Origin of the sequence: Rhodococcus sp. BL-253-APC-6A1W (genome assembly GCF_012843405.1) — a bacterium.
Lineage (GTDB): Bacteria > Actinomycetota > Actinomycetes > Mycobacteriales > Mycobacteriaceae > Rhodococcus.
Window position 1 is genome coordinate 1 of sequence record NZ_JABAFB010000020.1, and the last position, 25,428, is coordinate 25,428.

The 25,428-nt window shown below is 66.7% G+C and carries 26 protein-coding genes; 15 read left to right on the forward strand and 11 right to left on the reverse strand.

The genetic code is table 11. The annotated features are described in order from the left end of the window. The first annotated feature begins 168 nt into the window (after positions 1-168). Together hsaC and hsaB are read left to right on the forward strand one after the other, a co-directional pair. Positions 169-1,071, forward strand: coding sequence for an iron-dependent extradiol dioxygenase HsaC (hsaC, locus tag HF877_RS20650; protein WP_169623068.1), 903 nt, complete (start codon positions 169-171; stop codon positions 1,069-1,071). After that, positions 1,068-1,652, forward strand: coding sequence for a 3-hydroxy-9,10-secoandrosta-1,3,5(10)-triene-9,17-dione monooxygenase reductase subunit (hsaB, locus tag HF877_RS20655; protein WP_169623069.1), 585 nt, complete (start codon positions 1,068-1,070; stop codon positions 1,650-1,652). The genes hsaC and hsaB overlap by 4 nt, the downstream gene beginning before the upstream one ends. A gap of 84 nt (positions 1,653-1,736) precedes the next feature. On the opposite strand, the gene HF877_RS20660 is transcribed toward hsaB, so the two are convergent. Beyond that, complete coding sequence (locus HF877_RS20660) at positions 1,737-2,762, reverse strand: PRC-barrel domain-containing protein (RefSeq protein WP_240952845.1); 1,026 nt, start codon at positions 2,760-2,762, stop codon at positions 1,737-1,739. Positions 2,763-3,022: 260 nt separating this feature from the next. On the opposite strand from HF877_RS20660, the gene HF877_RS20665 reads away from it, so the two are divergent. Both HF877_RS20665 and HF877_RS20670 read left to right on the forward strand, forming a co-directional pair. After that, positions 3,023-4,264: an aminotransferase class III-fold pyridoxal phosphate-dependent enzyme gene (locus tag HF877_RS20665; protein ID WP_169623070.1), complete on the forward strand. Its 1,242-nt coding sequence runs from the start codon at positions 3,023-3,025 to the stop codon at positions 4,262-4,264. 26 nt (positions 4,265-4,290) lie between these two features. Beyond that, on the forward strand, positions 4,291-4,785 hold the full coding sequence (locus HF877_RS20670) for a DUF3830 family protein (RefSeq protein WP_169623071.1): 495 nt from the start codon (positions 4,291-4,293) through the stop codon (positions 4,783-4,785). A gap of 17 nt (positions 4,786-4,802) precedes the next feature. On the opposite strand, the gene HF877_RS20675 is transcribed toward HF877_RS20670, so the two are convergent. Continuing rightward, positions 4,803-5,240, reverse strand: coding sequence for a helix-turn-helix domain-containing protein (locus HF877_RS20675; RefSeq protein ID WP_169623072.1), 438 nt, complete (start codon positions 5,238-5,240; stop codon positions 4,803-4,805). 119 nt (positions 5,241-5,359) lie between these two features. Here HF877_RS20675 and HF877_RS20680 point away from each other — a divergent pair, with 119 nt between their 5' ends. Beyond that, a complete protein-coding gene (locus HF877_RS20680) occupies positions 5,360-6,277 on the forward strand; it encodes an NADP-dependent oxidoreductase (RefSeq protein WP_169623073.1) in 918 nt (305 codons plus the stop codon). A 7-nt stretch (positions 6,278-6,284) separates the two neighbouring features. Here the strand turns inward: HF877_RS20680 and HF877_RS20685 are convergent, their stop codons facing one another. Beyond that, positions 6,285-7,655 (reverse strand): amidase, encoded by a 1,371-nt coding sequence (locus HF877_RS20685; RefSeq protein ID WP_169623074.1) that lies wholly within the window; start codon positions 7,653-7,655, stop codon positions 6,285-6,287. A gap of 53 nt (positions 7,656-7,708) precedes the next feature. After that, positions 7,709-8,683 (reverse strand): D-2-hydroxyacid dehydrogenase, encoded by a 975-nt coding sequence (locus HF877_RS20690; protein WP_169623096.1) that lies wholly within the window; start codon positions 8,681-8,683, stop codon positions 7,709-7,711. A 92-nt stretch (positions 8,684-8,775) separates the two neighbouring features. Between HF877_RS20690 and HF877_RS20695 the strand changes: the two genes are divergently transcribed. The 3 genes from HF877_RS20695 to HF877_RS20705 are packed head-to-tail and all read left to right on the forward strand — an operon-like array spanning position 8,776 to position 10,938. Then, on the forward strand, positions 8,776-9,516 hold the full coding sequence (locus tag HF877_RS20695) for an Asp/Glu/hydantoin racemase (RefSeq protein ID WP_169623075.1): 741 nt from the start codon (positions 8,776-8,778) through the stop codon (positions 9,514-9,516). Beyond that, complete coding sequence (locus HF877_RS20700) at positions 9,516-10,259, forward strand: maleate cis-trans isomerase (protein ID WP_169623076.1); 744 nt, start codon at positions 9,516-9,518, stop codon at positions 10,257-10,259. The genes HF877_RS20695 and HF877_RS20700 overlap by 1 nt, the downstream gene beginning before the upstream one ends. After that, entirely contained in the window at positions 10,246-10,938 is a 693-nt protein-coding gene (locus tag HF877_RS20705) for a GntR family transcriptional regulator (RefSeq protein WP_169623077.1), read from the forward strand. Before HF877_RS20700 ends, HF877_RS20705 begins: the two co-directional genes overlap by 14 nt. A gap of 78 nt (positions 10,939-11,016) precedes the next feature. Here HF877_RS20705 and HF877_RS20710 read toward each other — a convergent pair whose 3' ends face one another. The 7 genes from HF877_RS20710 to HF877_RS20740 all read right to left on the reverse strand — a co-directional run bounded on the left by HF877_RS20710 (position 11,017) and on the right by HF877_RS20740 (position 18,433). After that, entirely contained in the window at positions 11,017-11,760 is a 744-nt protein-coding gene (locus tag HF877_RS20710; RefSeq protein WP_169623097.1) for an acetoacetate decarboxylase family protein, read from the reverse strand. Positions 11,761-11,826: 66 nt separating this feature from the next. Further along, a complete protein-coding gene (locus HF877_RS20715; protein WP_169623078.1) occupies positions 11,827-12,702 on the reverse strand; it encodes an aldo/keto reductase in 876 nt (291 codons plus the stop codon). 137 nt (positions 12,703-12,839) lie between these two features. Then, a complete protein-coding gene (locus HF877_RS20720; protein WP_169623079.1) occupies positions 12,840-13,889 on the reverse strand; it encodes an acyl-CoA dehydrogenase family protein in 1,050 nt (349 codons plus the stop codon). Beyond that, positions 13,886-14,863: an acyl-CoA dehydrogenase family protein gene (locus HF877_RS20725; RefSeq protein ID WP_169623080.1), complete on the reverse strand. Its 978-nt coding sequence runs from the start codon at positions 14,861-14,863 to the stop codon at positions 13,886-13,888. Before HF877_RS20725 ends, HF877_RS20720 begins: the two co-directional genes overlap by 4 nt. Then, positions 14,860-16,020: an acyl-CoA dehydrogenase family protein gene (locus HF877_RS20730; RefSeq protein ID WP_169623081.1), complete on the reverse strand. Its 1,161-nt coding sequence runs from the start codon at positions 16,018-16,020 to the stop codon at positions 14,860-14,862. Before HF877_RS20730 ends, HF877_RS20725 begins: the two co-directional genes overlap by 4 nt. Beyond that, on the reverse strand, positions 16,020-16,889 hold the full coding sequence (locus HF877_RS20735) for an enoyl-CoA hydratase (protein WP_169623082.1): 870 nt from the start codon (positions 16,887-16,889) through the stop codon (positions 16,020-16,022). The genes HF877_RS20730 and HF877_RS20735 overlap by 1 nt, the downstream gene beginning before the upstream one ends. Next, the gene (locus tag HF877_RS20740; protein WP_169623083.1) at positions 16,886-18,433 is read right to left on the reverse strand and encodes a FadD3 family acyl-CoA ligase; all 1,548 of its coding nucleotides are present in this window, start codon (positions 18,431-18,433) and stop codon (positions 16,886-16,888) included. The genes HF877_RS20735 and HF877_RS20740 overlap by 4 nt, the downstream gene beginning before the upstream one ends. Positions 18,434-18,477: 44 nt before the next feature. On the opposite strand from HF877_RS20740, the gene HF877_RS20745 reads away from it, so the two are divergent. The 7 genes from HF877_RS20745 to HF877_RS20775 all read left to right on the forward strand — a co-directional run bounded on the left by HF877_RS20745 (position 18,478) and on the right by HF877_RS20775 (position 25,424). Then, entirely contained in the window at positions 18,478-19,686 is a 1,209-nt protein-coding gene (locus HF877_RS20745; RefSeq protein ID WP_169623084.1) for an acyl-CoA dehydrogenase family protein, read from the forward strand. Beyond that, positions 19,683-20,498, forward strand: a complete 816-nt coding sequence (locus tag HF877_RS20750; RefSeq protein ID WP_169623085.1) for an SDR family oxidoreductase — start codon at positions 19,683-19,685, stop codon at positions 20,496-20,498. The genes HF877_RS20745 and HF877_RS20750 overlap by 4 nt, the downstream gene beginning before the upstream one ends. Before the next feature lie 61 nt (positions 20,499-20,559). Then, a complete protein-coding gene (locus HF877_RS20755; RefSeq protein WP_169623086.1) occupies positions 20,560-21,183 on the forward strand; it encodes a TetR/AcrR family transcriptional regulator in 624 nt (207 codons plus the stop codon). After that, the gene (locus HF877_RS20760; RefSeq protein WP_169623087.1) at positions 21,180-22,334 is read left to right on the forward strand and encodes an acetyl-CoA C-acetyltransferase; all 1,155 of its coding nucleotides are present in this window, start codon (positions 21,180-21,182) and stop codon (positions 22,332-22,334) included. The genes HF877_RS20755 and HF877_RS20760 overlap by 4 nt, the downstream gene beginning before the upstream one ends. Before the next feature lie 145 nt (positions 22,335-22,479). Then, on the forward strand, positions 22,480-22,749 hold the full coding sequence (locus tag HF877_RS20765; protein WP_169623088.1) for a DUF2277 domain-containing protein: 270 nt from the start codon (positions 22,480-22,482) through the stop codon (positions 22,747-22,749). 168 nt (positions 22,750-22,917) lie between these two features. Beyond that, the gene (locus HF877_RS20770; RefSeq protein WP_169623089.1) at positions 22,918-25,245 is read left to right on the forward strand and encodes a carbon starvation CstA family protein; all 2,328 of its coding nucleotides are present in this window, start codon (positions 22,918-22,920) and stop codon (positions 25,243-25,245) included. After that, positions 25,242-25,424, forward strand: a complete 183-nt coding sequence (locus HF877_RS20775; protein WP_169623090.1) for a YbdD/YjiX family protein — start codon at positions 25,242-25,244, stop codon at positions 25,422-25,424. The genes HF877_RS20770 and HF877_RS20775 overlap by 4 nt, the downstream gene beginning before the upstream one ends. The last annotated feature ends 4 nt before the right edge of the window (positions 25,425-25,428 follow it).

Consider the following 25,428-nt stretch of genomic DNA (forward strand, 5'->3'; position numbering starts at 1 on the left):
TGCCGACGAGATCATCCGCTGGGCCACGCCGGTTACGTCCTTCCAGCGCACCGCACTCGAGGACACCGAACTCGGCGTGTTCGGCGGCTGCGGCCACTGGGCGCAACTCGAGAAGTTCGACGAATTCAACAAGCTGACCGTGGACTTTCTGACGGACGGAGAAAATTCATGAGTATCCGATCCCTGGCATACCTTCGCATCGGTGCGACCGATATGGGCGCGTGGCGCGAGTACGGACTCAAGGTCCTCGGCATGGTCGAGGGTAAGGGTTCGGTCACCGACGCGCTGTATCTGAGGATGGACGATTTCCCCGCGCGTCTGGTCATCGAGCCCCACGAGTCCGATCAACTCCTCGTATCCGGCTGGGAGACCGCGAATGCTGCCGAACTCCAGGAGGTTCGCGACAACCTCTCGGCTGCGGGCGTTCCGTTCAAGGAAGGTACCGCCGAACAACTCGCGGATCGCCGTGTGGTCGAACTGATCACCTTCCAGGATCCGTCGGACAACACCCTCGAGGTGTTCCACGGTGCGGCGCTCGAACACCGCCGAATCGTCAGCCCGTACGGTCACCGGTTCGTCACCGGAGAACAGGGCCTCGGTCACGTGGTGCTCTCCACCCGCGACGACGAGGAATCACTGCGCTTCTACCGCGATGTGCTCGGATTCCGTCTCCGCGACTCCATGCGCCTGCCCCCGCAGATCGTGGGCCGGCCCGCGGACGGCGATCCGGCGTGGCTCCGGTTCTTCGGGTGCAACCCGCGCCACCACAGCCTCGCCTTCATGCCGATGCCGACCCCGAGCGGCATCGTCCACCTCATGCTCGAGGTGGAGAACTCCGACGACGTCGGACTCGCACTCGATCGCGCACTGCGCAAGAACGTCAAGATGTCGGCGACACTCGGCCGGCATGTCAACGACAAGATGTTGTCGTTCTACATGAAGACGCCGGGCGGTTTCGACGTCGAATTCGGTTGTGAGGGACTGCAGGTGGAGGACGAGGGCTGGATCGCTCGTGAATCCACCGCGGTGAGCCTCTGGGGTCACGATTTCTCGGTGGGGATGCAGCCGTGACCGTGCCGGTCGGTGATACCGGCGGTGCGATCGATCCCAAGTCGTTCCGTACCGTTCTAGGTCAGTTCTGCACCGGAGTCACGATCATCACCACCATGGACGGCGATGAGCCCGTCGGCTTCGCGTGCCAGTCGTTCGCGGCGTTGTCTCTCGATCCGCCGCTCGTGTTGTTCTGTCCCACCAAGCAATCCCGCTCGTGGGGAGCGATCGAGCGGTCGGGCCGCTTCTGTGTCAATGTGCTCGCCGAGGAACAGCAGGAGACGTGTGCGCGCTTCGGCTCTCGCGAACCCGACAAGTTCGCTGGAATCGACTGGAGCCCTTCGGATCTGGGTTCGCCGATCCTGACCGGTTCACTCGCTCATATCGACTGCACCGTCGAGACCGTTCACGACGGCGGTGACCACTGGGTGGTGTTCGGCCGGGTCGCGTCGCTCAGCGAGGTACGCGACGAGGCCGAGCGTCCGTTGCTCTTCTACCGCGGTCAGTACACCGGCATCGAACCCGACAAGACGGTGCCCGCCCCGTGGCGTGATGATCTCGAAGCGTTTCTCACCACCGCGTCGGAGGACACCTGGCTGTAGGGCACAGAAGAGGGCGCCGGACCCGGGGACGAACCCCGGAGCCGGCGCCCTTTTTCGTCTGGAGTTTCGACGGTCAGGCGGGTATCAGGACTGCGTGGAGCCGTCCGGATCCTCTTCGTAGTACTCCGTGGTCACCACGCGCTTCACCAGGCGCGGCTTGCGCGGCTCATCGCTGTGACCCTTGTCTTCCTTGTTCCGGTCGCGGTCACCGCCGGTGCGGACGTCCGGAGTGCCGGTACGGTGAGTGTCGGAACTCTCGCCGATACGGGCATCCGGGGTCGCGTTACCCGGGAGGTCGTCGGAGGCGCGGTGACTCGTGTGCGTATCCGGCCCCGTGTGCGTATCCGGCCCCGTGTGCGTATCCGACGCCGTGTGCGTGTTCGCCGTGGAGGGGATGGAATGCGTGCCGGGGGTCGGGGTGGACAGGGTGCCGGGAGCCGAGTTGTGGGAGTGCCCGGACGATCCCGGATCGCCGAAGCCCTGCGACGGCAACCCGGTGGTCCGGTCTCCGGACTCGGAGACCCCACGTGCCGTGCCCGAGGGGGACGACGGGGTGGAGGCGGTGTCACCGGGGACCGAGTGCTGCAGCGGATCGTCGCGCTGGGTGTCGTGCGACGGGCGGTAGTTCCCAGCAATGCCTTCGCGTGCCGCGTCGGGGGGCAGCGTGCCCGTCCCGCCGGTGTCACCCGGTCGATCGGAATGACCGATCCGGTCCGTGCCACCGATTCGGTCCGTATCACCGGATCGCCCGGCGTCCGGGTTCCGATGTGCGTCGGTGGACGCGGAATCGCCCTCGTGAGCGCGGCTGTAGTAGCGGTACAGTTCGTCTTCTTCGAGGGGCGTGAGTTCGCCGTTCTCCTCGACGTTCGGCGCGCCTGTCACCGTGTCCTTGCCGAACGGCACATGCACACCCGAGTCGTCGAGGGTGGCGTCGTCGACGGGGACGAAGTGACGGCGGGTACCGAACAGTCCGGTCACCACCGTGATCCAGCCCGGCTCCCCGGTTCTGTTGTCGAGATATACCTCGCCTACTTTTCCTAATTTGGTGCCGTCCGGACCGTACGCGGTGGCACGAGCGAGGGTATCGAGTTCGTTGTTCGTAATCATCATTGCCTCATCGGTCGGCGCTGTTGTCGCTGAGGGCATTCCCTGCTCGCGGACCGATGAAACTCCCTGGGCGCGGCGAAGCCGCCTGCCGCGGACGGGACGGTCGGCCTGACCCGATCTCGGTCGAGTTGGTCCGGCTCGCTTCGGGTGCGGTTCTCCCCCGCGTGCCGTTGCCTTCGGCGTGGGCCCATGTTATGCATATTGTCAACAATCCGACAAGAGCAAGTGCCCGAATTCGGTAGGTGCATCCCGGGAGGGCCCTCATGGCACGACTGTCACCACTTCTCCTGCAAGCCACCCCGGTCACCGTGGACCACGCGTCGGGCTGCTATCTGTACGGCAGCGACGGGCGTCGCTACCTCGACTTCACCGCCGGTATCGGTGTCACCGGCACCGGGCACTGTCATCCGCATGTGGTCGAGGCGGCGCAGCGGCAGGTCGCCACCCTGATCCACGGCCAGTACACGACCGTGATGCACCGGCCGCTCCTCGAACTCGTCGAGGCACTGGGTCCGGTATTACCCGAAGGTCTCGATTCACTGTTCTTTGCGAACTCCGGCAGCGAGGCTGTCGAAGCAGCGCTGCGTCTCGTACGGCAGGCGACAGGCCGTCCCAACGTGGTCGTCTTCCACGGCGGATTCCACGGCCGGACGGTCGCCGCCGCATCGATGACGACGTCGGGCACCCGCTTCTCCGCAGGCTTCTCCCCGTTGATGGGAGGCGTGCATGTCGCGCCGTTCCCCACCGCCTACCGGTACGGGTGGAGCGAAGACGAGGCAACGGATTTCGCGCTCCGAGAATTGGATTACCTCTTCGCCACCGTCACCGCACCCGACGAAACGGCGGCATTCTTCGTCGAACCCGTGCTCGGCGAGGGCGGTTATGTCCCGGGCAACGTTCGCTTCTTCCAGGGCCTGCGGGAGCGTGCCGACAGGTACGGCATCCTCCTCGTGTTCGACGAGATCCAGACGGGATTCGGGCGAACTGGAAAGTTCTTCGGGCACCAGCACTTCGACGTGCGCCCGGATGTGATCACGATGGCAAAGGGGCTCGCGAGCGGATTTCCGTTGTCCGGTATCGCGGCCTCCGAGGAACTCATGTCTCGTGCCCGGCCGGGATCGCAGGGTGGAACCTACGGTGCCAACGCGGTGTCGTGTGCGGCGGCGGTAGCCACACTCGAGGTGATCCGGAAGGAAGGACTCGTGACGAACGCGGCGCTGCGTGGAGACGAGTTGCTGGCGGGTGCGCAGTCGCGGGCGACACCCGCCGTCGGTGACGTTCGTGGGCTCGGGCTCATGGTGGGATCCGAATTCACCGATGCCGACGGTGCGCCCGACCGCGACGGCGCCACAGCAGCACAGCGCGCAGCAGCACGAAAAGGGTTGTTGCTGTTGACCTGCGGCGCCTATATGAACGTGGTACGCATGATCCCTCCGCTGGTCGTGACCGGAGAACAGATCGAGGAGGCACTCGATATCTGGTCGGAGGTTCTCGCCGAGATCTGAACTGTCCCGCGTACGAAGGAGATCCTGTGGCCCGGTTCATCACCATTTCCCTCGACAAGCGCGGCGTCTCCTGTCGCGCACGGCTGCTGGACACAGAGGCACCGCTGACCTGCGAAGCGGTATGGAACGCTTTGCCGCAGAACGGGTCCGCATTCCATGCCAAGTACGCGCGCAACGAGGTGTACACCCTCGTTCCCCGCATCACGGGTGCTCCGCATCGGGAGAACCCGACGGTGACCCCGATCCCCGGAGACGTGTGCCTGTTCGATTTCGAACCGTGGGAGATCGGGAACTCCGCATACGGATACGAGCCGGGATCGGAAGCGCATGCGGCGCAGGGGGCTACCGATCTGGCGCTCTTCTACGGGCGGAACAACCTGCTCCTCAACGGCGATGTGGGGTGGGTGCCGGGCAACGTGTTCGCGACCATCGAGGAGGGCCTGACCGACCTCGCGGTGGCGTGCAACGACCTGTGGATGGAGGGCGCAGCGGGGGAGACGCTGACGTTCGCCCGCGACTGATCGGTCCCCGTCACTCGTCACTCCGCGTCGTACCGTTCGCGGTGCGCGAGCACCTCGTCCATGTGTGCCTCGGCCCACGCCTTGATCCCGCGTATCACCTGGTGGAGCGACAGCCCGAGTTCGGTGAGTTCGTATGTGACCGTGACCGGCACGGTCGGGGTGACGGTGCGCGTCACCAGGCCGTCGCGCTCGAGCGAGCGCAGTGTCTGCGTGAGCATCTTCTGGCTGACCCCCGCGAGCCTGCGGGACAGTTCCGAGTAGCGCATCGCTCGTGGTTCACCGCTGCGATCGTTGCCGGGGCGGGAGGGCCCGTCACTCCCGAGCGCGGCGAGAATCAACGCCACCCACTTGTCCGAGATACGCGCGAGCAGCTGACGGCTGGGGCACTCCGCCAGGAATGCGTCGTACTCCGCCTGTACGTGCGCTCGCTTCTGGGCCGCAGTCATGGTCGGCATGAGTGCTCCTTCCTACCGGCGGGTGCCTTACGCACTTCGAAGTGCGTACTTCCCTTTGGAGAGCTACCTACCCATGATGAAGCGGAGGGTCATTCGATACAAGTGCCGAGGAGCAACCGATGAACACATCGACTTTCCGCACCGCCGTGGTGCACACTCCGAACGGGCCCGGCTCGATCGAGATCATCAGCGTTCCCGTCGTGCGACCGGGACCCGGGCAGGTTCGCGTCGGGATCGCCGGCGCGCCCGTCAATCCGGTCGATCTCGGGGTCGCGGACGGGTTCTTCCACACGATCGGCCTGATCGACCAGCCCGAATACACAGGGCTGGGATGGGAGTTCGCCGGCACGGTGCTCGATGCCGGCCCCGGTGTGGACCTGGAGATCGGCACCCGTGTCGCCGGCATGGTGGGCGGCTTCGATCGCGACTACGGCACGTATGCCGAACAAGTCGTCGTACCGGTCGCGGGTCTGGCCGTCGTCCCGGACGGACTGGATCTGATCACGGCATCGACAGTGCCGGTCAACGGGTTGGCGGCCGTGCAGATGCTCGACCTGCTCGGTGACGCACCCGCGGACTCGCACCGACTCCTCGTGACCGGGGCAGCGGGCGCGGTGGGCGGCTATCTTCTCGCACTCGCGCCCGAACGGGGATGGGAGGTAACAGGTCTTGCTCGGCCCGAGGACGAGGAGTTCGTGCGGAGTCTGGGCGTCCGGTTCGCCTCGCACGCAGAGCCGGGCTGGGACGCGGTCGCCGACGCTGCGTCACTGCAGGAACGGGCGCTCGAAGTGGTCCGTGACGGGGGGAGATTCGTCGGCGTCAAGCCGAACGCGGTTCCGGCCACCGAGCGCGGAATCTCGGTATCGGCCGTGGAAACGCGCCCCGACGGTGCCAGGCTGAGTGATCTGCTCGTGCGCGCCGCGTCGGGTGGGCTGCCGGCGCGGGTGCATTCCGTCGTACCGCTCGATTCGGCCTCCGATGCCCACCGCGCGGTCGCTGCGGGCGGGGTGCGCGGCCGTTACGTGCTCGCGCCGTGACGTCGCACTAGCTCAGCGCGTATTCGGCGAATCGGGCGACCGCCAGCAGCAGGTCGTCGGAGTGGCGCGGTCCGACGATCTGCAGGCCCACCGGCAGGCCGGCGGCCGTCGTGCCGACCGGAATGCTGATCGCCGGTTGCTGGGTGAGGTTGAAGGGGTAGCTGAACGGCGTCCATTGCGGCCAACTGCTTGCCGAGGATCCCGGCGGAACGTCGTGACCCGCGTCGAACGCGGTGATCGGCACCGTGGGGGTGAGGAGCATGTTGTGCGTCTGGTGGAAGTGGCCCATCGCGATTCCGAGGCTCGCTGCGACCGCCCGCGCATCGAGATAGTCCACGGCGCGCAGGTGCTCGCCGCGCTCCCAGACGGCGCCCAGGCCCGGGTCGACCTTGTTCCGGGTGCCTTCGGGGAAGGACGCCAGCATTGCGGCCGCGCCCGCGGCCCACATGATCTCGAAGGCCTCGAGGGGGTCGCCGAAACCGGGATCGGCCTCGGTCACCGGGAGTCCGGCCTCGTCGAGTGTTCGCACCGCCGCGTCGACGATCTCACCGACTTCCGGATCGACCGTCACGTATCCGAGGGTCTTCGAATACGCGACGCCCATGCCCAGTACCTCCCGCTGGAGCGCACCCCTGAAGGTCATGATCGGGGGCGCGAGCGCCGTGGGATCGCGGTGATCGGGAAGCGACAGGATGTCGGTGAGCAGCGCCGCGTCCTCGACCGTCCGGGTGATCGGTCCGGCGTGGGCGAGTGGGCCGAACGGGCTCGCCGGAAACAGCGGGATCCGTCCGTGGGTGGGTTTGAATCCCACGACTCCGCAGAACGCGGCGGGAATCCGAATGCTCCCGCCGCCGTCGGTGCCGACGGAGCACGGGCCGAATCCGGCTGCGACCGCCGCGGCGCTCCCGCCCGACGATCCACCCGCGGTCTTCGTCGTATCTGCCGGATTGCGGGTGATCCCGTACAACGCGGAATCGGTGACGGCCTTCCAGGCGATTTCGGGCGTCGTGGTCTTGCCGACGAACACCATGCCGTCCTCACGCAGCCTCGCGGTCACCGGGCTGTCCACGTGCCACGGCTGATGTTCGTCGACGGCTTGGGAACCCCGCAACGTCGGCCATCCCGCGGTGAGGAACACATCTTTGATCGAGATCGGCACACCGTCCAGGAGACCCTTGGAATATCCGGTGCGCCAGCGCTCCTCGGAACGCCGCGCCTGAGCGAGGGCCTTCTCTTCGTCGACGAGGCAATAGGCGTTGATCTCACCGTCGCGTGCGGCGATCTCGTCGAACACCGCCCGCGCGGCTTCGACCGGCGACAGCTCACCGGAGGAGAACGAGGTGACGAGTTCGACGGCGGTCATGTCGGTCGGGTTCATCGTGTTCTCCTTGTCCGGGTGGTGTGCCGGGTTCTGCCCGGGCACACCGGCCCTCACGAACTCGGCACGTAACCGAGTCGCTTGTCCACGACATTCTCGAGTGGCAATCCTGCTCTCCAGCGGCGGAAATTGTCGGCGAATGCGTCGACGAGCGTGTCCTGCCACCCGACGAAGTCACCCGCGTTGTGCGGGGTGACGACTACACCGGGAAGATCCCACAGGGGGTGGTCGCGCGGTAGCGGTTCGGGATCGACGACATCGAGCGCGGCGCCCGCGAGCACGCCCGAGCGGAGTGCGTCGACGAGGTCGTCGGTGCGCACGAGTTCACCGCGACCGACGTTGACCAGCCGTGCACCGCGCTTCACGGACCCGAACAATTCGGCATCGAACAGTCCGTGGGTGCTGTCGGTGAGAGGGGCTGCGAGTACGACGAAGTCGGCTGCGGCCAGCGCCGACGGAAGATCCTCGGTTGCGGTGACGGTGCCGAAGTCCGGGTCGCCGGTCCTGCTGCGGCGGCCCGACCCGCTGACGTTCATTCCCACGGCGGTGAGGAGTCGCGCGATGGCCCGCCCGATCGGCCCGGTGCCCACAACCAGGACGCTGCGGCCGGCGATGCGCTCGGAGTCGCGGTGTCTCCAGGTGTGGTCTCGTTGCAGGCGCAGCGATTCCGGGATGTCTTTGGTGAACGACAGTATTTGAGCCAGAACGTATTCCGCGATCGGAACGTCGAAGATTCCGCGTGAGTTGGTGACCGTGACATCGCTGTCGACCAACTCGGGAAACATCAGCGGATCGACACCGGCCGAGGCCGCATGAACCCAGGAGAGTGCGTTCGCCGCGTACCACGCGTCGGGGAGCGCGTCGGACTGGAAATCGTAGACGAACAGGACGTCGGCGCCGTCGAGAGCGCCTGCCAGTCCTTCGCGCTTCGTGTAGCGAAGGGTCGCGTGCTCGGCGACCGGAGCCATCCGCACCGCGGAGGGCAGGGCTTCGGCATGAAGCACTGCCACGACCGGGTTCGCGTTCACGTTCACGTTGACACCGTATGAGCGCATCGTATGATTGTCAACAATCTTACCTGCCGGGGGATTGCCGGAATGGACGTCGTTCGGGGGACTGCATGGAACTGGACATCCCCGAATTCGAGGGGCCTCTGGCACAGCGCGGAGTTGGCATCATCGCGCCTTTCGATCTCGCTCTCGAGCGTGAACTATGGCGCTGGGCACCGCTCGAGGTGAGTCTGCACCTGGCGCGGACACCCTACGAACCGGTCCCGGTCAGTCTGGAGATGGCCGAATTGGTTTCGGAGCGAAGACACCTCGTCACCGCTACCCGCGACGTGCTGCACGTGGAACCGGAAGTGGTCGCCTATCTGTGCACCTCCGGCAGTTTCATCAAAGGTATCGGCTACGAGAAGACCTTGTGTGACGCCATCTGCGAAGCCGGCGCCGCCTGCGCGGTCACCACGTCCGGGGCGCTACTCGAAGCACTGCACGACCTCGAGCTCACGCGGATCTCGGTGATCACCCCGTACGACGAGCAGCTGACCAAACTCCTGCACAGCTTTCTCGCCGAAGCCGGGACCGAGGTGGTCCGGTCGACCCACCTGGGACTCGGCGGCGGCATCTGGAAAGTCAACTACCGCACCATCGCCGAGCGAATCATCGCCGCGGACAGTCCCGATTCCGAAGCGATCTTCGTCAGCTGCACCAATCTGCCCACCTATGACCTCATCGCCCCGCTCGAGCAAGAACTCGGCAAGCCCGTGCTCACAGCGAACCAGCTCACCATCTGGGCATGTCTCGGTCGGATGAGATTGCCGATGACCGGACCGGGGAAATGGCTGAGAGGAGTTTTCTGATGCAGCAGGACCGTTCCTCGAAGGTGGGGATCATCTATCCCGGCCATGCCGCAGAAGACGACTTCGTGTTCGCCGCGGAACTCGTAGGCGCCGCTTTGCCCGTCGCGCATATCTACGGCACCGATCTGCACGCGGTACCCGAGCTGCTCGACCTGGGCGGTCCGCGGAAACTCGCGGCCGGTGCAGCCCTCTTGGCACCGGAAAACCCGGATTCGGTGATGTGGGCGTGCACATCGGGCAGTTTCGTATACGGGCTGGAGGGCGCGCGCACGCAAGTCGACGACCTGTCTGTCGCGGCCGGGGGCGTGCCCGCATCGAGTACGAGCTTCGCGTTCGTCGACGCATTGACCGCTCTGGGTTCGACGCGCGTCGCGGTGGCCGCGAGCTATCCCCGCGATGTCGGCGCACTGTTCGTCGAGTTTCTCACCGCGACAGGGAGTGACGTGGTGTCGTTCGGTGTCGCGGGGATCGACACAGCCGCTGAGGTGGGCACGCTCTCCGCGGACGACGTGCTGGACCTCGCTGCGGCCGGTGACCATCCGGATGCCGACGCGATCCTCGTCCCCGATACCGCGATGCACACCCTGCGCATTCTCCGAGAACTCGAAAAGCACGTCGGGAAACCGGTTCTCACCGCAAATCAGGTCACGCTGTGGCAGGGCTTGCGACTGGCCGGATGTACAGTGATACGCCCGGAACTGGGCACTTTGTTCGAGGAAGGTATCGATCATGGCGCTCGGTGATCTCGACGATCTCCGGCCTGTCGCGCGACCGTCGACAGCGGAACTCATCGCGGAACAGCTTCGGTCCGCCATCGTCAAGGGCGCACTTGCACCGGGCACCCAATTGGGGGAAGCCGAACTCGCGACGCATTTCGCGGTGTCGCGCGGACCGCTTCGCGAAGCGATGCAGCGCTTGCTCTCGGAGGGGCTGCTCTACAGCATCCGGAATCGCGGAATCTTCGTCACGGAACTGACTTTCGACGACGTCGTCGACATCTACCGCAGCCGCCGGGTCATCGAGGGTGGCGCCCTCGACCTGATCCTCGAAGGCCGCCGGGAGCAGGCGTGGCACGATCTCGGCCCCGCGGTCGACGCGATGCGCGCTGCCGCCGAGCGCGACGACCCGGCCGGTGTGTCCGACGGCGATCAGCGCTTCCACGAAATACTGGTGGCGAGTTCTTCGAGCCCGCGGCTCATCCGGGCGGCGCGCACCCTTCTGGTCGAGACCCGCATGTGCCTGGGTGCGCTGCAGACCACCTATCCCGTCCTCGGCGAGCAGGTCGACGAGCACGTCGTGTTGCGCACCGCCATCCGGTCCGCGCCGGCCGACCATGTGCACCGCATGCTCGACGAGCACCTCGACGACGCCGTGCGCCGTCTCCGCGGACTCCAGGGCGCCGGGGACGGAGTCGTGCTCTAGGAAGGCAGCGGTTCCAGAAAGGCGGGGGTCCCGGAAGGGCGGGGTCCCGGAAGGGCGGGGTCCCGGAAGGGCGGGGGTCTACGAAGTCACCCGGGTGGCGTCCCCGAACGTCATCTTCAGATCCGGAATGGACGAGGTGACGAGCGCGCGACGAGGCAGGCCGAGCGACCGCAGTTCGTCCGCGATGGGATGCGATCCGAGTTCGAGTGTGGCCCCTCCCGGCCGGGTGCGCACCCCACTGGGATTCATCGACCAGGTGGTGCGTCGCGTCGTCCCGTCGAGGTGGGAGTAGGCGGCGAGAGAGGCGGCGATCCCCTTGCCGGGAAGCCCGATCCCGGGCGCGACGGTCAGCTTCGCGATGAGCGCTCCGTCGGCGCTCACCGAACCTCGCTTGATGTTGCCCCGGTGATCGGCGTCGAAGTCGGCCAAGGTCTTCGGGAAACCCCATATGCCGCGACCGGCCGCGAGCGTGAACTCTCCGTCCACGGGCAGACGATGGATCAGCGCGCCGGCACCGCCGGTCACCAACTGCCGTACGTCCTGCACCACGCCCCCACCGGCTCGCTCGTGATCGCGGACGAGAAAGCAGACTCCGAACTCGTTGTACGGCCCGAGATCACCGTCGACGTAGTCGACGAACACCAGCGTGCACAGTCCTCGACCCGGCCGGTACCGGAGGATATCGAGGCCCGTGGGGGCGATCAGGGCTTGCGCACGTACCGCAGGAACCGAGAACACGCCCATGAATGCGGTCGCGGTCCGGACCTGTACCGGCATCTCGACCGGAGTTCCCAGGATCGAATGGGTGGTCGTCTCGCTCATCGCTGCCTCTCCGACGTGGAACGCGTGCAGCAATGAGAACACGTTCTACTCCCGGAAGGGAAGGGATCAGGCAGGGGCACCCATGTTCATCTCGTCCGGATGCATCCCGACCCGGACACCGTCGTCGAGCGTCGCGATCTCGCTCAGATCGAGGTCGTCGAGTTCGAAATCGAACACGTCGATGTTCTGGGCGATGCGATCGTTGTGGACCGACTTCGGGATGACGATGAGTCCGTTCTGCAGGTGCCAGCGGATGAGCACCTGTGCCGGCGACACGCTGTGCCGGTCCGCGATCCGCGTGATGATCGGGTCGGTGAGAAGGGTGTTCGGCTTCGAGAGCGGGCCCCAGCCGGCGTTGCTGGTGCCGCCGAGAGGGCTCCACGATTCGACGGCGATGTCGTGCTCGGATGCGAAGGTGCGGATTTCGTGCTGGGGGAGATGCGGGTGGAGTTCCACCTGATCGACCGCGGGAAGCATGCCGCCGCGGTCGACGAGCAACTGGAGATGATGCGGCTCGAAGTTGCACACACCGATTGCTTTCGCCTTACCGGATTCGGCGATCTTCTCGAGCGCCTCCCAGGTGCGCAGCAGCCGGTCGTTGTCCTGCAGGGGCCAGTGGATGAGGTACAGATCCACGTAGTCGGTGCCCAGACGGGTGAGGCTCTCGTCGAACGCTGCCAGCGCCCGGTCGTAGCCTTGGTCGGAATTCCAGAGCTTCGTCGTGAGGAAGATGTCCTCACGCGGGACGGACGACGAGGCGAGACCCCGACCGACGCCTTCTTCGTTGCCGTACGCGGCTGCCGTATCGATGTGCCGGTATCCGGCCTCGTCGAGCGCGAATCGGACTGCGCTCTCGGTTTCCTCGTTGTCGGCCTGCCACACTCCCAGGCCGAGCTGCGGGATCGTGGTTCCGGAATTCAGCGTGATGTCGGGAGTCGTCATCCCTCAAGGCTAACCACTGCGGCTCCGGCTCAATCATCCGTGCGGGACGGGTGCGCCACCCCGAGCCCTGGTGCAGGGCTACGAGGCGGCGCGGTCCCGGCATGGAGAATCGGCACGGACGAAAGACGAATTCCCGGTCAGCCCGCGATCGCCTGCAGATACGCGCGCGGCGGACCGAACAACTGGGCGGTGCCGTGGGCACGCTTGAAGTACAACTGCGCGTCGTGCTCCCACGTGATGGCGATACCGCCGTGCAACTGGATCGTTTCCGACGCCACCTGCTCGAAAGCCTCCGAACAGTAGACCTTGGCGGCGTACGCGTCCTGCGGATCCTGCGACAGTGCAGCGGCGTACGACATCGACCGCGCGGTCTCGACCAGCGCGTACATGTCGGCCATGCGGTGCTTGAGCGCCTGGAACGACCCGATCACCCGGCCGAACTGCTTGCGGTTCTTGGCATACTCGACCGTGAGATCGAGCGCTGCCTGCGCCGCCCCGACCTGCTCGGCCGACACCGCGATCACCGCGACCGACCGCAATCGCTCGACGAGGTCGGAAGGACACGGCACACGGGTACCGGTGACCCCGGAGAACGAGACCTCCGCCAGACTGCGGGTGGGATCCATTGTGGGTACCCGGCGGCGCGTCACCCCCTCCGCGGCGGGGTCCACCTCGAACAACGCGGTCGTGTCGCCGTCGGTGGCCAGCACGAGCAGTGCCGATGCCACGTCTCCACCGAGCACATAGTGAGCGGTGCCCGTCAGGACGTCACCGTCGGCGACGACACCGGGGGTGTCCCAGCCGGATTTCGACGCCCAGCACACGGCCACGATCTCGCCGGCGGCGATTCCGGGCAACAGCCGCCCTGCGGCGTCGGCGTCACCGGACAGCAGCAGCGCCTGCGCGGCGAGAACCGCGGAGCCGAGGAACGGCGTGGGTGCGAGCGTGCGGCCGAGTTCTTCGAGGACCACGTGGGTTTCGGCGAGAGACGCGCCGACACCGTCGTATTCTTCCGGGATCGCAAGCGCGGCCACGCCCACCTGCTCGACGAGCCGTGTCCACAGGTCGGCGTCGTACCCGTCGGGCGAGGCGATCGCTTTGCGCACCGCGGCGGAGTCGGAGTGCTTGGCGAGCAGCATCCGCACCGACTCGCGCAGTGCAGCGCGGTCTTCGGATTCGAACGTCACGACGCCACCTCGGCCTTCTCCAGCGCGTCGACGATCCGCGCCCGGTGTGCGTCCGGCGTGCCCCAGGCGGTGACGAGGGCACGGACCTTGGTGATCCACAACGACAGGTCGTATTCCTGGGTGTAGCCGATCGCGCCGTGCACTTGCAGTGCGGTGCGAGCGGCCCGGTACGCGGCGTCCCCGCAGGCCACCTTGGCGGCCGAGACGTCGCGCGACGCGGTCGGAAGCCCGTCGCGCATCGCGAGTGCGGCGCCGTGCAGGAGAGGGCGGGCCATCTCCAGACCCACGGCCACCTCGGCGAGGTGGTGCTTGATCGCCTGGAAGGAGCCGATCGCCCGTCCGAACTGCTTGCGCTGCTGCGCGTATTCGACGGTCGTCTCGAGCAACGTCCGGCCGAGACCCTGCAACTGAGCGGCCGACGCGAGTACGCCGATGTCGAACGCCGCGGCCGTATCGGTCGTGCCGAGCGTCTCGGACGGCGAGACTTCGGACAGGCGGCGTGACCGATCGACCGACTCGCGCGCAGGTCCGGCAGTGCCCACCGACACGGTTCCGTCGGCGACGTGCAGCACCAGGGCCGCGACGTCGGTGTCCACCGCATAGGGGACATGCGGTGCGAAAGCGACGGTGGCGAGCGACCCGCCGGCGAGCGCGGCGAGTTTCTCGGGTGCCACGGCGGAGAGCAACGCCGGCGCCACCGCGACGGTCTCGACGACCGGTCCGGGAACGGCGTGGCGGCCCAGTTGCTCGAGGGCAACGACGAGGTCGACCGCGTCGGCACCGAGACCGTCGTGCTCCTCGGGGACGAGCAACCCGTTGACGCCGGTGTCGGCGAGCCGCTGCCACACTGCGAGACCGGCGGTGGTGTCGCCGGTGTTCCAGGCCCGGATCACCGCGGGCATATCCGACTTGGTGAGCAGGGCGTCGATGCTGGACGCGAAGTCTTCGTGCGACTCGTCGAGTGCGAATCTCATCGGTCACCCCTCGGAAGGCCGAGCAGCCGCTCGGCGATGACGTTCTTCTGGATTTCGTTGGTGCCGGCGTAGATCGGGCCCGACAGTGAGAACAGGTAACCGTCGGTCCAGCCGTCGACGAGTTCGGCGTCCGGTCCCTGCAGGCCGAGAGCGGTCTCGTGGGTCGCGATGTCCCACTCGGACCAGAACACCTTGTTGATCGACGATTCCGCGCCCAGCTGGCCACCACTCTGCAGACGGGTGACCGTTGCCCACGTGGACAGCTCGTAGGCACGTGCGCCGATCCACGCGTCGGCCACGCGGTTGCGTGTCGCCGTATCGCCGTGCAGGTCGGAGTCGCGGTAGCTGCGCAGCAGGCGGTCGGTGGCCGCGAGGAACCGGCCAGGGGAGCGCAGCGACAGCCCGCGCTCGTTGGACGCGGTGCTCATCGCAACCCGCCAGCCCTCGTTGACCGCGCCGATCACTCCGGACTCGCCGGGGTTCGCCGGATCGTCGGGCACGAAGACGTTCTCGAGGAAGATCTCCGCGAACCCCGGCTCACCGTCGAGCTGGGGAATGGGCCTGACGGTGACGCCCTCGGCCCGCAGATCGAACATGTAGTACGTGATGCCCTTGTGTCGCTGCGCATCCGGGTCGGACCGGAAGAGACCGAAACCCATGTCCGCGTACGAGGCACGCGAGCTCCAGGTCTTCTGGCCGTTGAGCAGCCAGCCGCCGTCGACCCGAGTCGCGGTGGAGCGCAACGACGCGAGGTCGCTGCCCGACTCGGGTTCGGACCAGGCCTGGGCCCAGATGTCGTCGGCGCGTGCCATGCGCGGCATGATCCGTGCGAGCTGGTCGGGGTGCGCGTGTTCGAAAAGCGTGGGGGCGAGCAGGAAGATGCCGTTCTGGCTCACGCGCCCGGGCGCACCGGCACGGTAGTACTCCTCTTCGAACACGACCCACTGCTGCAAATTCGCATCGCGGCCACCGAGTTCGGCCGGCCAGGACACGACCGACATCCGCGCATCGGCGAGTTGCTGCTCCCACCGGCGGTGTTCTTCGAAACCTTCCGCGGTGTCCATGGACTTCAGCGGAGTCTGCGGCACGTTCTCTTTCAGGAACGCGCGCACCTCGTCGCGGAACGCGAGGGTGTCGTCGTCGAGTTCGAGGTCCACTACTTCCCTTCCTGGGTGGGCCGCGCGCTCGCGGCCATCGACTTGGCGTTCATGCCACCGAGCGAGTCGGCGCCCACTTCGGCGTTGTGCGCGTGCGCGAAGTGGTGCAGGCCGAAGACGGAATCCATGCCGTTGCGCATCCCCATCTGGTCTTCGCACTGGTTCACGGCGCGCTTGGTCAGTGCCAGGCCGAAGCGCGGCATCTCGGCGATACGCGAGGCGAGAGAGAGGGTTTCGGATTCGAGTTCTTCACGCGGAACGACCCGGCTGACCATGCCCACCTCGTAGGCGCGCTGCGCGCTGAAGCGATCACCGGTGTAGAGGATCTCCTTCGCGAACCGCGTTCCCAGAATCCACGGATGCGCGAAGTACTCGACGCCCGGGATACCCATGCGCACCACGGGATCCGAGAAGAACGCGTCCTCCGAGGCGACGATCAGATCGCACACCCACGCGAGCATGAGGCCGCCGGCGATGCACGCTCCCTGCACCGACGCGATGGTCGGCTTCGGGATCTCACGCCAACGGCGGCACATCCCGAGATACACCTCCATCTCGCGGGCGTAACGCTGGTCGCCGCCGGCCTTGTCCACGTGGTCCCACCACATGACGGCCTTGTTGTCGTAGTGCACGTGGTGGTCGCGGCCCGGGGTGCCGAGATCGTGGCCGGCGGAGAAGTGCTTACCGTTGCCGGCCAGCACGATCACCTTCACCTCGTCGTCTTCGACAGCCCGCTCGAATGCGGCGTCCAAGGCGTAGGTCATGACCGAGTTCTGCGCGTTGCGGTAGTCGGGACGGTTGAGAGTGACGATCGCGACGCCGTCGCGCACCTCGTAGGTGACGACGTCGGGTTCGAACGGGACGGTCATGACTTCTCCTCACGCAGAACGTTTTTCAGTACCTTGCCGGACGGGTTTCGGGGCAGTGCGTCCACGAACCGGACCGACCGCGGAACCTTGAAGTTGGCGAGTTTCTCTTTGGCATACGCGATGATGTCGTCCTCTGTGGGCTGCTGCCCGTCCAGTGGGACGACGAACGCCCGCCCGACCTCGCCCATGCGCGGGTCGGGCACCCCGATGACCGCCACCTCGTGTACCCCGGGAACACGGAGCAACGCGGCTTCGACTTCGGCCGGGTACACGTTGAACCCGCCGCTGATGTACATGTCCTTGAGCCGGTCGGTGATGTCGAGGTAACCGCGCTCGTCGAGCACGCCGACATCGCCCGTGTGCAGCCAGCCGTCCGGGTCGATGGTGGCGGCGGTCGCCTCGGGATCGTCGAGGTATCCGAGCATCACGTTGGGTCCGCGGAGCAGGATCTCGTCCTTCTCACCGATGCGTACCTCGAAGCCGGCGGTGGCGCGGCCCGAGGAGGTGGACACGGTCACCGGATCGTCGTCGACCCGGCACATCGTGGCGACCACGGCTTCGGTCTGCCCGTACGCGGTGAGTACCGCGTCGAAGCTCAGTTCCCGCTGCATCCGCTCGACCAGGGAGACGGGCACCGGCGCGGCTCCCGTGATGGCGATGCGGAGCGTCGACATGTCGTACTCGTCGCGCCGGGGGTGATCGAGAATCGACTGGTAGATCGTGGGTGCTCCGGGAAGCACGCTGATGTTCTCCCGTGACACGATCTCCATGACCTTCTCGGTGTCGAACACCGCCATGGGGATCACCGTCGCACCCTCGAGCAGTGCCGCCATGAAGCCGGCCTTGTAGCCGAAGCTGTGGAAGAACGGGTTGATGATCAGATAGTTGTCGTCGGGAGACAGTTCGGCGCAGTCACCCCAGGCGTCGGCGACACCGATGGTTTGGCGATGCGCGCTCAGTACGCCTTTACTGCGGCCGGTGGTGCCGGAAGTGAAAAGGATGTCGGCCACATCGTCGGGTTGCACGGCGTTCGCGCGAGCGTCGGCCTCGGTGCGCAGATCCTCGGTCGCGGTTGCCAGGAAGTCGTCCCACTCGAATACGTCGTCGCGGGGAGCGTCGTTCCCGCCCAGCGGGACCCGCACGACGGTCGGAAGGACGAGTTCGGGTGCAGCGTTGCGCAACTGGGTGAAACGGTCGCTGCCGAGGAATTCCCCGGCCACGACGAGGGCTGCGGCGTGCACTCGCTCGACGATGTCGGCGGCTTCGCTGCCCGTGTAGCGGGTGTTGACGGGGACGACGACTCCGCCCGCCCAGTGCACGCCCAAAGCGGCGATCTCCCAGTGGAAAGTGTTGGGGGACCAGATGGCGGCGCGGTCACCGGGCCGGAATCCGCGGGCCACGAGTGCGGCAGCGAAGTCCCGTACACGGTCGTGCAATTCAGAGAAGGTCAGACGGGTATCGCCGTCGACGACGGCGAGTCCGTTCGCGTGGTCGCCGACGGCACGGATGAGGGCGGCCGGCGTGGTTCCGGGTGTTGTGTTCACGTAGCTCCCTACCTAGCAATTGCTTGGTAGGTTATCGTACAGACGTGCACGAGAGCGAGAGCCTGGACAATGCGGAGTTCGCGGCCACCGTACGACAGTGGCTCGAAGAGAATCTGACCGGCGAGTTCGCCGGGCTCAGAGGCAAAGGCGGACCCGGTAGCGAACACGAATTCTTCGAACAACGACTCGCGTGGGATCGCCACCTCGCGGCGTCGGGCTGGACCTGCATCGGCTGGCCCACCGAATACGGCGGGCGGGGCGCGACGATGGAACAGCGCGTCATCTTCCACGAGGAATACGCGAAAGCCGACGCCCCCGCGCGCGTCAACCACCTCGGCGAGGAGCTGCTAGGCCCCACCCTCATCGCATTCGGAACCGAGGAACAGAAGCAGCGCTTCCTTCCCGGAATCCGCAATGTCACCGAGTTGTGGGCGCAGGGTTATTCCGAACCCGGCGCCGGCTCCGATCTGGCGAACGTCTCCACCACCGCCCGTCTCGACGGCGACAAGTGGGTCATCAACGGGCAGAAGGTGTGGACTTCCCTCGCGCACGTCGCGCAGTGGGCTTTCGTCGTCGCCCGCACCGAACCGGGATCGTCCCGGCACCACGGCCTGAGCTTCCTGCTCGTACCGCTCGACCAGCCCGGCGTGACGGTGCGTCCCATTCAGCAACTCACCGGCACGTCCGAATTCAACGAAGTCTTCTTCGACGACGCCGTGACCGACGCCGACCTCGTGGTGGGCACACCCGGCGACGGCTGGAAGGTCGCCATGGGCCTGCTGACCTTCGAGCGTGGTGTCTCGACCCTCGGCCAGCAGATCGGGTTCGCGCGCGAACTCCGGACCATCACCGATGTCGCCGCGGCGAACGGCGCGCTCGACGATCCTGCCGTCCGCGAGAAGATCGCCCGTGCCCGCATCGGACTACGGGTGATGCGGGCGCACGCGGTGCGTACCCTGGACGACGCAGATCCGGGACAGGCATCCGTCGCGAAGCTGTTCTGGGCCAACTGGCACCGCGACCTGGGCGCACTGGCGATGGACGTGGAAGGTGCGGCCTCGCTGGTGGGTCCCGACCACGACCACGCCGGCACGCCGTCCGTCCTCACGGACCCCGAACACCTCGAACTCGCGGAGTGGCAGCGACTGTTCCTGTTCACCCGCGCCGACACCATCTACGGCGGATCCAACGAGATCCAGCGCAACATCATCGCCGAGCGCGTGCTCGGCCTTCCCCGGGAGGCACGTCCGTGACCACTTCGCCCAGCGCCATTTCACCCCTGGCCACCGCGCCCGTCGAAACACCGGGCCACGGTCTGCTGACGGGGAAGAAGGTCGTCGTCACCGCCGCCGCAGGAACCGGAATCGGGTTCTCCTCGGCGCGGCGCGCACTGCTCGAGGGCGCCGACGTGCTGGTCTCCGACTTCCACGAGCGTCGTCTCGGTGAGGCCGCCGACAAGCTCGCGGCGGAGTTTCCCGAGCAGCAGGTCGCGTCGATCGTGTGCGACGTCTCGTCCACCGAACAGGTCGATGCCCTGATCTCCGGTGCCGCCGAACAACTCGGCCGCATCGACGTGCTCATCAACAACGCGGGTCTCGGCGGGGAAACCCCGATCGTGGACATGACCGACGACCAGTGGGACCGCGTCCTCGACATCACCCTCACCAGCACCTTCCGCGCGACCCGCGCGGCGCTGCGCTACTTCCGCTCGGTCGATCACGGCGGCGTGCTCGTCAACAACGCGTCGGTGCTCGGCTGGCGTGCCCAGCACTCGCAGGCGCATTACGCCGCGGCGAAGGCCGGCGTCATGGCGCTCACCCGATGCTCGGCGATCGAGGCCGCGGAGTACGGAGTGCGGATCAACGCGGTCGCCCCGTCCATCGCCCGGCACGCCTTCCTCGCGAAGGTCACCAGCGAGGAACTGCTCGACCGGCTTGCCGCGGGTGAAGCCTTCGGCCGGGCCGCGGAGGTGTGGGAAGTCGCAGCCACCATCGCGATGCTCGCGAGCGACTACACCACATACCTGACCGGCGAGGTCGTCTCCGTCTCCTCGCAGCGCGCCTGATGCGCCCGTGCGCGGCTCCCCGCAACCGGGACCGCGCGCGGCAGCTTGAAAGGATGTCTCCATGACTCCATCTCGCGACGACAGCAACGGTAAGTCGGGACGCCGCGCCGAACTGCTCGCCATTGCTGCCGATCTCTTCGCTTCGCGGGGCGTCCGCGCGACCACCGTGCGCGACATCGCCGACGCGGCCGGGATTCTCTCGGGGAGCCTCTACCACCATTTCGATTCGAAGGAATCGATGGTCGACGAGATCCTGCGCGGATTCCTCGACGACCTGTTCGACCGGTATCACAAGATCGTCGCGTCGGGGCTCGACTCCCGTGCGACGCTCGAGGCTCTGGTGACCACCTCGTACGAGTCGATCGACAGGTCGCATTCGGCGGTGGCGATCTACCAGGACGAGGCCAAGCACCTCGAGGGCGAACGCTTCGCGTACATCGCCGAACGGAACACCGAATTCCGGGAGTTGTGGATAGGTGTCCTCGAGCGTGGCGTGGCCGACGGTACGTTCCGGCCGCATCTCGATGTCGAACTCGTCTTCCGGTTCGTCCGCGACACCGTGTGGGTCGCGGTGCGCTGGTATCGCCCCGGCGGCGCCCTCACCGTAGAACAAGTTGCGCAGCAGTACCTTTCCATCGTTCTCGACGGACTGTCGAACCCGGATCTGCATAAGGAGCAATCATGACCGAGGCCTACATCGTCGACGCGGTGCGCACACCGATCGGCAAGAAGAAGGGCGGACTGTCCGGCGTGCACCCGGCCGATCTCGGCGCGCACGTCATCAAGGCCGTCGTCGAGCGCACCGGAATCGACCCGGGCGATGTGGACGACGTGGTGTTCGGCTGCGTCGACGCCATCGGCGGTCAGGCCGGCAACATCGCCCGCACCGCCTGGCTCGCTGCCGGGTACCCGCAGCACGTGCCCGGGGTGACCGTCGACCGCCAGTGCGGGTCGAGCCAGCAGGCGCTGCACTTCGGCGCTCAGGCGATCATGAGCAATACCGCCGACCTCATCATTGCGGGCGGCGTGCAGAACATGTCGCAGATCCCGATCTCGTCGGCGATGACGGCCGGGCAGCAGTACGGCTTCGACACGCCCTTCGGCGGGTCCACGGGCTGGACAGAGCGCTACGGCAGCGACGAGGTGTCGCAGTTCAAGGGCGCCGAGATGATTGCCGACAAGTGGGACATCAGCCGCGAAGAGCTCGAGCAGTGGGCTCTGCAGAGTCACGAGCGCGCCAAGGCCGCCATCGCGGCAGGCCGCTTCGACAGCGAGACCGTGCCGCTCGGTGACGCGACCGTCGACGAGGGGCCGCGCGAGACCAGCCTCGAGAAGATGGCGTCGCTGCAGCCGCTCGTGGAAGGCGGCCGCCTCACCGCAGCCGTCGCGAGCCAGATCTCCGACGGAGCCTCCGCGGTGTTGCTCGCGTCGGACGAGGCCGTGAAGAAGTACAACCTGAAGCCCCGCGCGCGGATCCACCACCTCAGCGCACGCGGCGACGACCCGATCTTCATGCTGACCGCGCCGATCCCGGCGACGCAGTACGCCCTCGAGAAGACCGGCCTGACGATCGACGACATCGACCTGATCGAGATCAACGAGGCGTTCGCACCGGTGGTGCTGGCCTGGATCAAGGAGATCGGCGCCGATCCGGCGAAGGTCAACGTCAACGGCGGCGCGATCGCGCTCGGTCATCCCCTCGGCGCGACCGGCACCAAGTTGATGTCGACGCTCCTGAACGAACTCGAGCGCACCGGCGGTCGTTACGGCCTGCTCACCATCTGTGAAGGCGGCGGCACTGCCAACGTGACGATCATCGAGCGTCTCGACTCCTGACGTCCTCGGTGTCCGCCCCGGTTGCCGGCCGGGGCGGACACCGCGCGCGTGTTACCGACGCGACGGTTCGGTGATGCGCTGCCGGTATACGTCCGTATCGTGCTAGGCGCTGTCGGAACGGTGGTTCGGGACTACCCTTCGGGATATGTGCCGGAACATCACAGAGCTGCGCGGACTCGAGCCGGCAGCGACCGCCGAGGAAATCGAGGCGGCCGCCCGGCAGTACGTCCGTAAGGTCACCGGAATCCAGTCCTTGTCCGACGCGACCCGGGAGCCGTTCGACCGGGCTGTCGCCGAGGTAGCCGCGACGACCACCAGGCTGCTGGCGTCGCTGCCCGAACGGAGACAGCCTCCCCGCACCGTTCCGCCGTTGCGGCGTCCCGAGGTCCGGGCGCGGATGGCGGCGCGCGGCTGACGCCGTACGTCGGCGCAGCAGTACGCACCCGAACCTCTGCATTCGGACCATTTTCCCGGTTCTCACCGGCTTCGCGCGAGTAGCGTGACGCAGGCCAGCATCGTGCGCGACGACGCGGACCACCGTGGCGTCGCGCACGGTCCCGCGCCGCCCCGGTGAGGAGCCGAAATGGCCGTCGAGCAGTCGCCGCACAGCCGCGAGTACGTCGAATATCTCCGTACGGACCCGGATCTGCCGCCGGTCGGCGTCGTCGATCGAACTCCGATGTCGCTGACCGCGCGCATCGTGTTCGTCCTCTTGGCGGTCGCCGGTGCCGTCGCCTGGGCCGTGATCGCGCTGGTGCGCGGCGAGGACGTCAACGCCGTGTGGTTCGTCATCGCGGCGGTCTGTACCTATCTGATCGCGTACAGGTTCTATGCCAAGTTCATCGAGCGAAAGATCGTGCAACCGCGCGACGATCGTGCCACTCCTGCCGAGGTGCTCGAGAACGGCAAGGACTACATGCCGACCGACCGGCGGGTGTTGTTCGGTCATCATTTCGCCGCGATCGCAGGCGCGGGACCGCTCGTCGGTCCGGTTCTCGCCGCGCAGATGGGTTATCTGCCCGGCACGATCTGGATCGTCGTCGGAGTGGTCTTCGCCGGAGCGGTCCAGGACTTCCTCGTGTTGTGGATCTCGACGCGGCGCCGTGGGCGCAGCCTGGGACAGATGGCGCGCGAGGAACTCGGCGTTGTCGGCGGAACCGCCGCCCTGATCGCGGTTTTCGTCATCATGGTCATTCTCATCGCGGTACTCGCACTCGTCGTGGTCAATGCCCTGGCCGAGAGCCCGTGGGGGCTGTTCTCCATCGCGATGACCATCCCGATCGCCCTGTTCATGGGCGTGTACCTACGGTTCCTGCGACCCGGCAAAGTCGCGGAGGTCTCGCTCATCGGAGTGGCCCTGTTGCTGCTGGCGATCATCTCCGGCGGCTGGGTCGCCGAAACGAACTGGGGCACGGAATGGTTCACCCTTTCTCCGGTCACCATCGCATGGCTGATGATCGCCTACGGGTTCGCGGCGTCGGTACTACCGGTCTGGCTGCTGCTCGCGCCGCGCGATTACCTTTCGACGTTCATGAAGGTCGGCACGATTATCCTGCTCGCCGTGGGCATCCTTGTCGCCCGTCCCGTGATCGAGATGCCGGCCGTGTCGTCGTTCGCGGTCGCCGGGAACGGACCCGCGTTCGCAGGTTCGCTGTTCCCGTTCTTGTTCATCACCATCGCGTGCGGCGCACTGTCCGGTTTCCACGCCCTGATCTCGTCGGGCACCACCCCGAAGATGCTCGAGAAAGAGAAGCAGATCCGGCTGATCGGATACGGCGGAATGCTCACCGAGTCGTTCGTCGCGATCATGGCGCTGGTCACGGCCTGCATCATCGATCAGCACCTGTACTTCGCGCTCAATGCCCCCGCAGTGCTCACCGGAGGCACCCCGGAGACCGCGGCGGCCTACGTCAACGGACTCGGCCTGTCGTCGCCGGATATCACTCCCGAGCAGATCGCCGGGGCCGCGGCAGCGGTCGGGGAGGAATCGATCATCTCCCGCACAGGTGGTGCGCCGACGCTCGCGTTCGGTATGTCCCAGGTGCTCAGCGACCTGTTCGGTGGCGACGCTCTCAAGTCGTTCTGGTACCACTTCGCGATCATGTTCGAAGCGCTGTTCATTCTCACCACCGTGGATGCGGGAACCCGCGTCGCCCGCTTCATGCTCTCGGACTCGCTCGGCAACTTCGGTGGTCCGGCCCGCCGCTTCAAGGATCCGTCCTGGCGGCCCGGCGCATGGTTCTGCTCGCTGGTCGTGGTCGCCGCGTGGGGCGCGATCCTGCTGATGGGCGTGACCGATCCGCTCGGCGGCATCAACACCCTCTTCCCGCTGTTCGGCATCGCCAACCAGTTGCTCGCGGCGATCGCGCTGACCGTCGTTCTCACCATCGTGGTGAAGAAGGGAATGACGAAGTGGGCGTGGATTCCCGGTGTACCGCTGGTGTGGGACCTGATCGTGACGATGACCGCGTCCTGGCAGAAGATCTTCTCCTCGGACCGGGCGGTGGGGTACTGGGCACAGCACCGCGCCTTCGTCGACGCAAAGAACTCGGGCGCGACCGCGTTCGGGTCGGCGGACAGCCTCGACGAGATCGACGCGGTCATCCGGAACACGTTCATCCAGGGCACGTTGTCGATCGTGTTCGCGGGACTCGTGCTCGTCGTGGTAGCGGCGGGTCTCGTCGTGTGCGTCAAGGCCGTACGTGCGGGTGGGCTTCCGACGACGGAGTCGCCGGACGTACCGTCCAAGATCTTCGCTCCCGCTGGGTTCGTTCCGACCCCTGCCGAGCGGGAGTTGCAGAAGCAGTGGGACGAACTGATCGCGTCGGGCAAGGTCCGGCCTCCCGGTGCGGCGGTGACTCGGGACGGCCCGTTGCGCCGGCACGCTCACGAGAAGACGGGCACCTCATGACCGCGGTACTGCGCCGAGTGTGGTGGTGGCTCGGAGCGTTGATGGGTGACCACGACTATGCGCGCTACGTGGAACTGCACCGCAGGCTCCACCCGGGATGTCCTGTCCCGAGCGAGCGTCAGTACTGGCGGGAGCGTCACGCGGACGCGGACGCGAACCCCGGCGCGAGGTGCTGCTGACCGC

Bases quoted from the DNA above. Each gene is read 5' to 3' on its own strand.
- hsaC (WP_169623068.1), top strand. From the start codon at position 169: ATGAGTATCCGATCCCTGGCATACCTTCGCATCGGTGCGACCGATATG.
- HF877_RS20660 (WP_240952845.1), bottom strand. From the start codon at position 2,762: ATGATGATTACGAACAACGAACTCGATACCCTCGCTCGTGCCACCGCG.
- HF877_RS20665 (WP_169623070.1), top strand. From the start codon at position 3,023: ATGGCACGACTGTCACCACTTCTCCTGCAAGCCACCCCGGTCACCGTG.
- HF877_RS20675 (WP_169623072.1), bottom strand. From the start codon at position 5,240: ATGCCGACCATGACTGCGGCCCAGAAGCGAGCGCACGTACAGGCGGAG.
- HF877_RS20680 (WP_169623073.1), top strand. From the start codon at position 5,360: ATGAACACATCGACTTTCCGCACCGCCGTGGTGCACACTCCGAACGGG.
- HF877_RS20685 (WP_169623074.1), bottom strand. From the start codon at position 7,655: ATGAACCCGACCGACATGACCGCCGTCGAACTCGTCACCTCGTTCTCC.
- HF877_RS20695 (WP_169623075.1), top strand. From the start codon at position 8,776: ATGGAACTGGACATCCCCGAATTCGAGGGGCCTCTGGCACAGCGCGGA.
- HF877_RS20700 (WP_169623076.1), top strand. From the start codon at position 9,516: ATGCAGCAGGACCGTTCCTCGAAGGTGGGGATCATCTATCCCGGCCAT.
- HF877_RS20705 (WP_169623077.1), top strand. From the start codon at position 10,246: ATGGCGCTCGGTGATCTCGACGATCTCCGGCCTGTCGCGCGACCGTCG.
- HF877_RS20710 (WP_169623097.1), bottom strand. From the start codon at position 11,760: ATGAGCGAGACGACCACCCATTCGATCCTGGGAACTCCGGTCGAGATG.
- HF877_RS20715 (WP_169623078.1), bottom strand. From the start codon at position 12,702: ATGACGACTCCCGACATCACGCTGAATTCCGGAACCACGATCCCGCAG.
- HF877_RS20725 (WP_169623080.1), bottom strand. From the start codon at position 14,863: ATGAGATTCGCACTCGACGAGTCGCACGAAGACTTCGCGTCCAGCATC.
- HF877_RS20735 (WP_169623082.1), bottom strand. From the start codon at position 16,889: ATGACCGTCCCGTTCGAACCCGACGTCGTCACCTACGAGGTGCGCGAC.
- HF877_RS20755 (WP_169623086.1), top strand. From the start codon at position 20,560: ATGACTCCATCTCGCGACGACAGCAACGGTAAGTCGGGACGCCGCGCC.
- HF877_RS20760 (WP_169623087.1), top strand. From the start codon at position 21,180: ATGACCGAGGCCTACATCGTCGACGCGGTGCGCACACCGATCGGCAAG.
- HF877_RS20765 (WP_169623088.1), top strand. From the start codon at position 22,480: ATGTGCCGGAACATCACAGAGCTGCGCGGACTCGAGCCGGCAGCGACC.
- HF877_RS20770 (WP_169623089.1), top strand. From the start codon at position 22,918: ATGGCCGTCGAGCAGTCGCCGCACAGCCGCGAGTACGTCGAATATCTC.
- HF877_RS20775 (WP_169623090.1), top strand. From the start codon at position 25,242: ATGACCGCGGTACTGCGCCGAGTGTGGTGGTGGCTCGGAGCGTTGATG.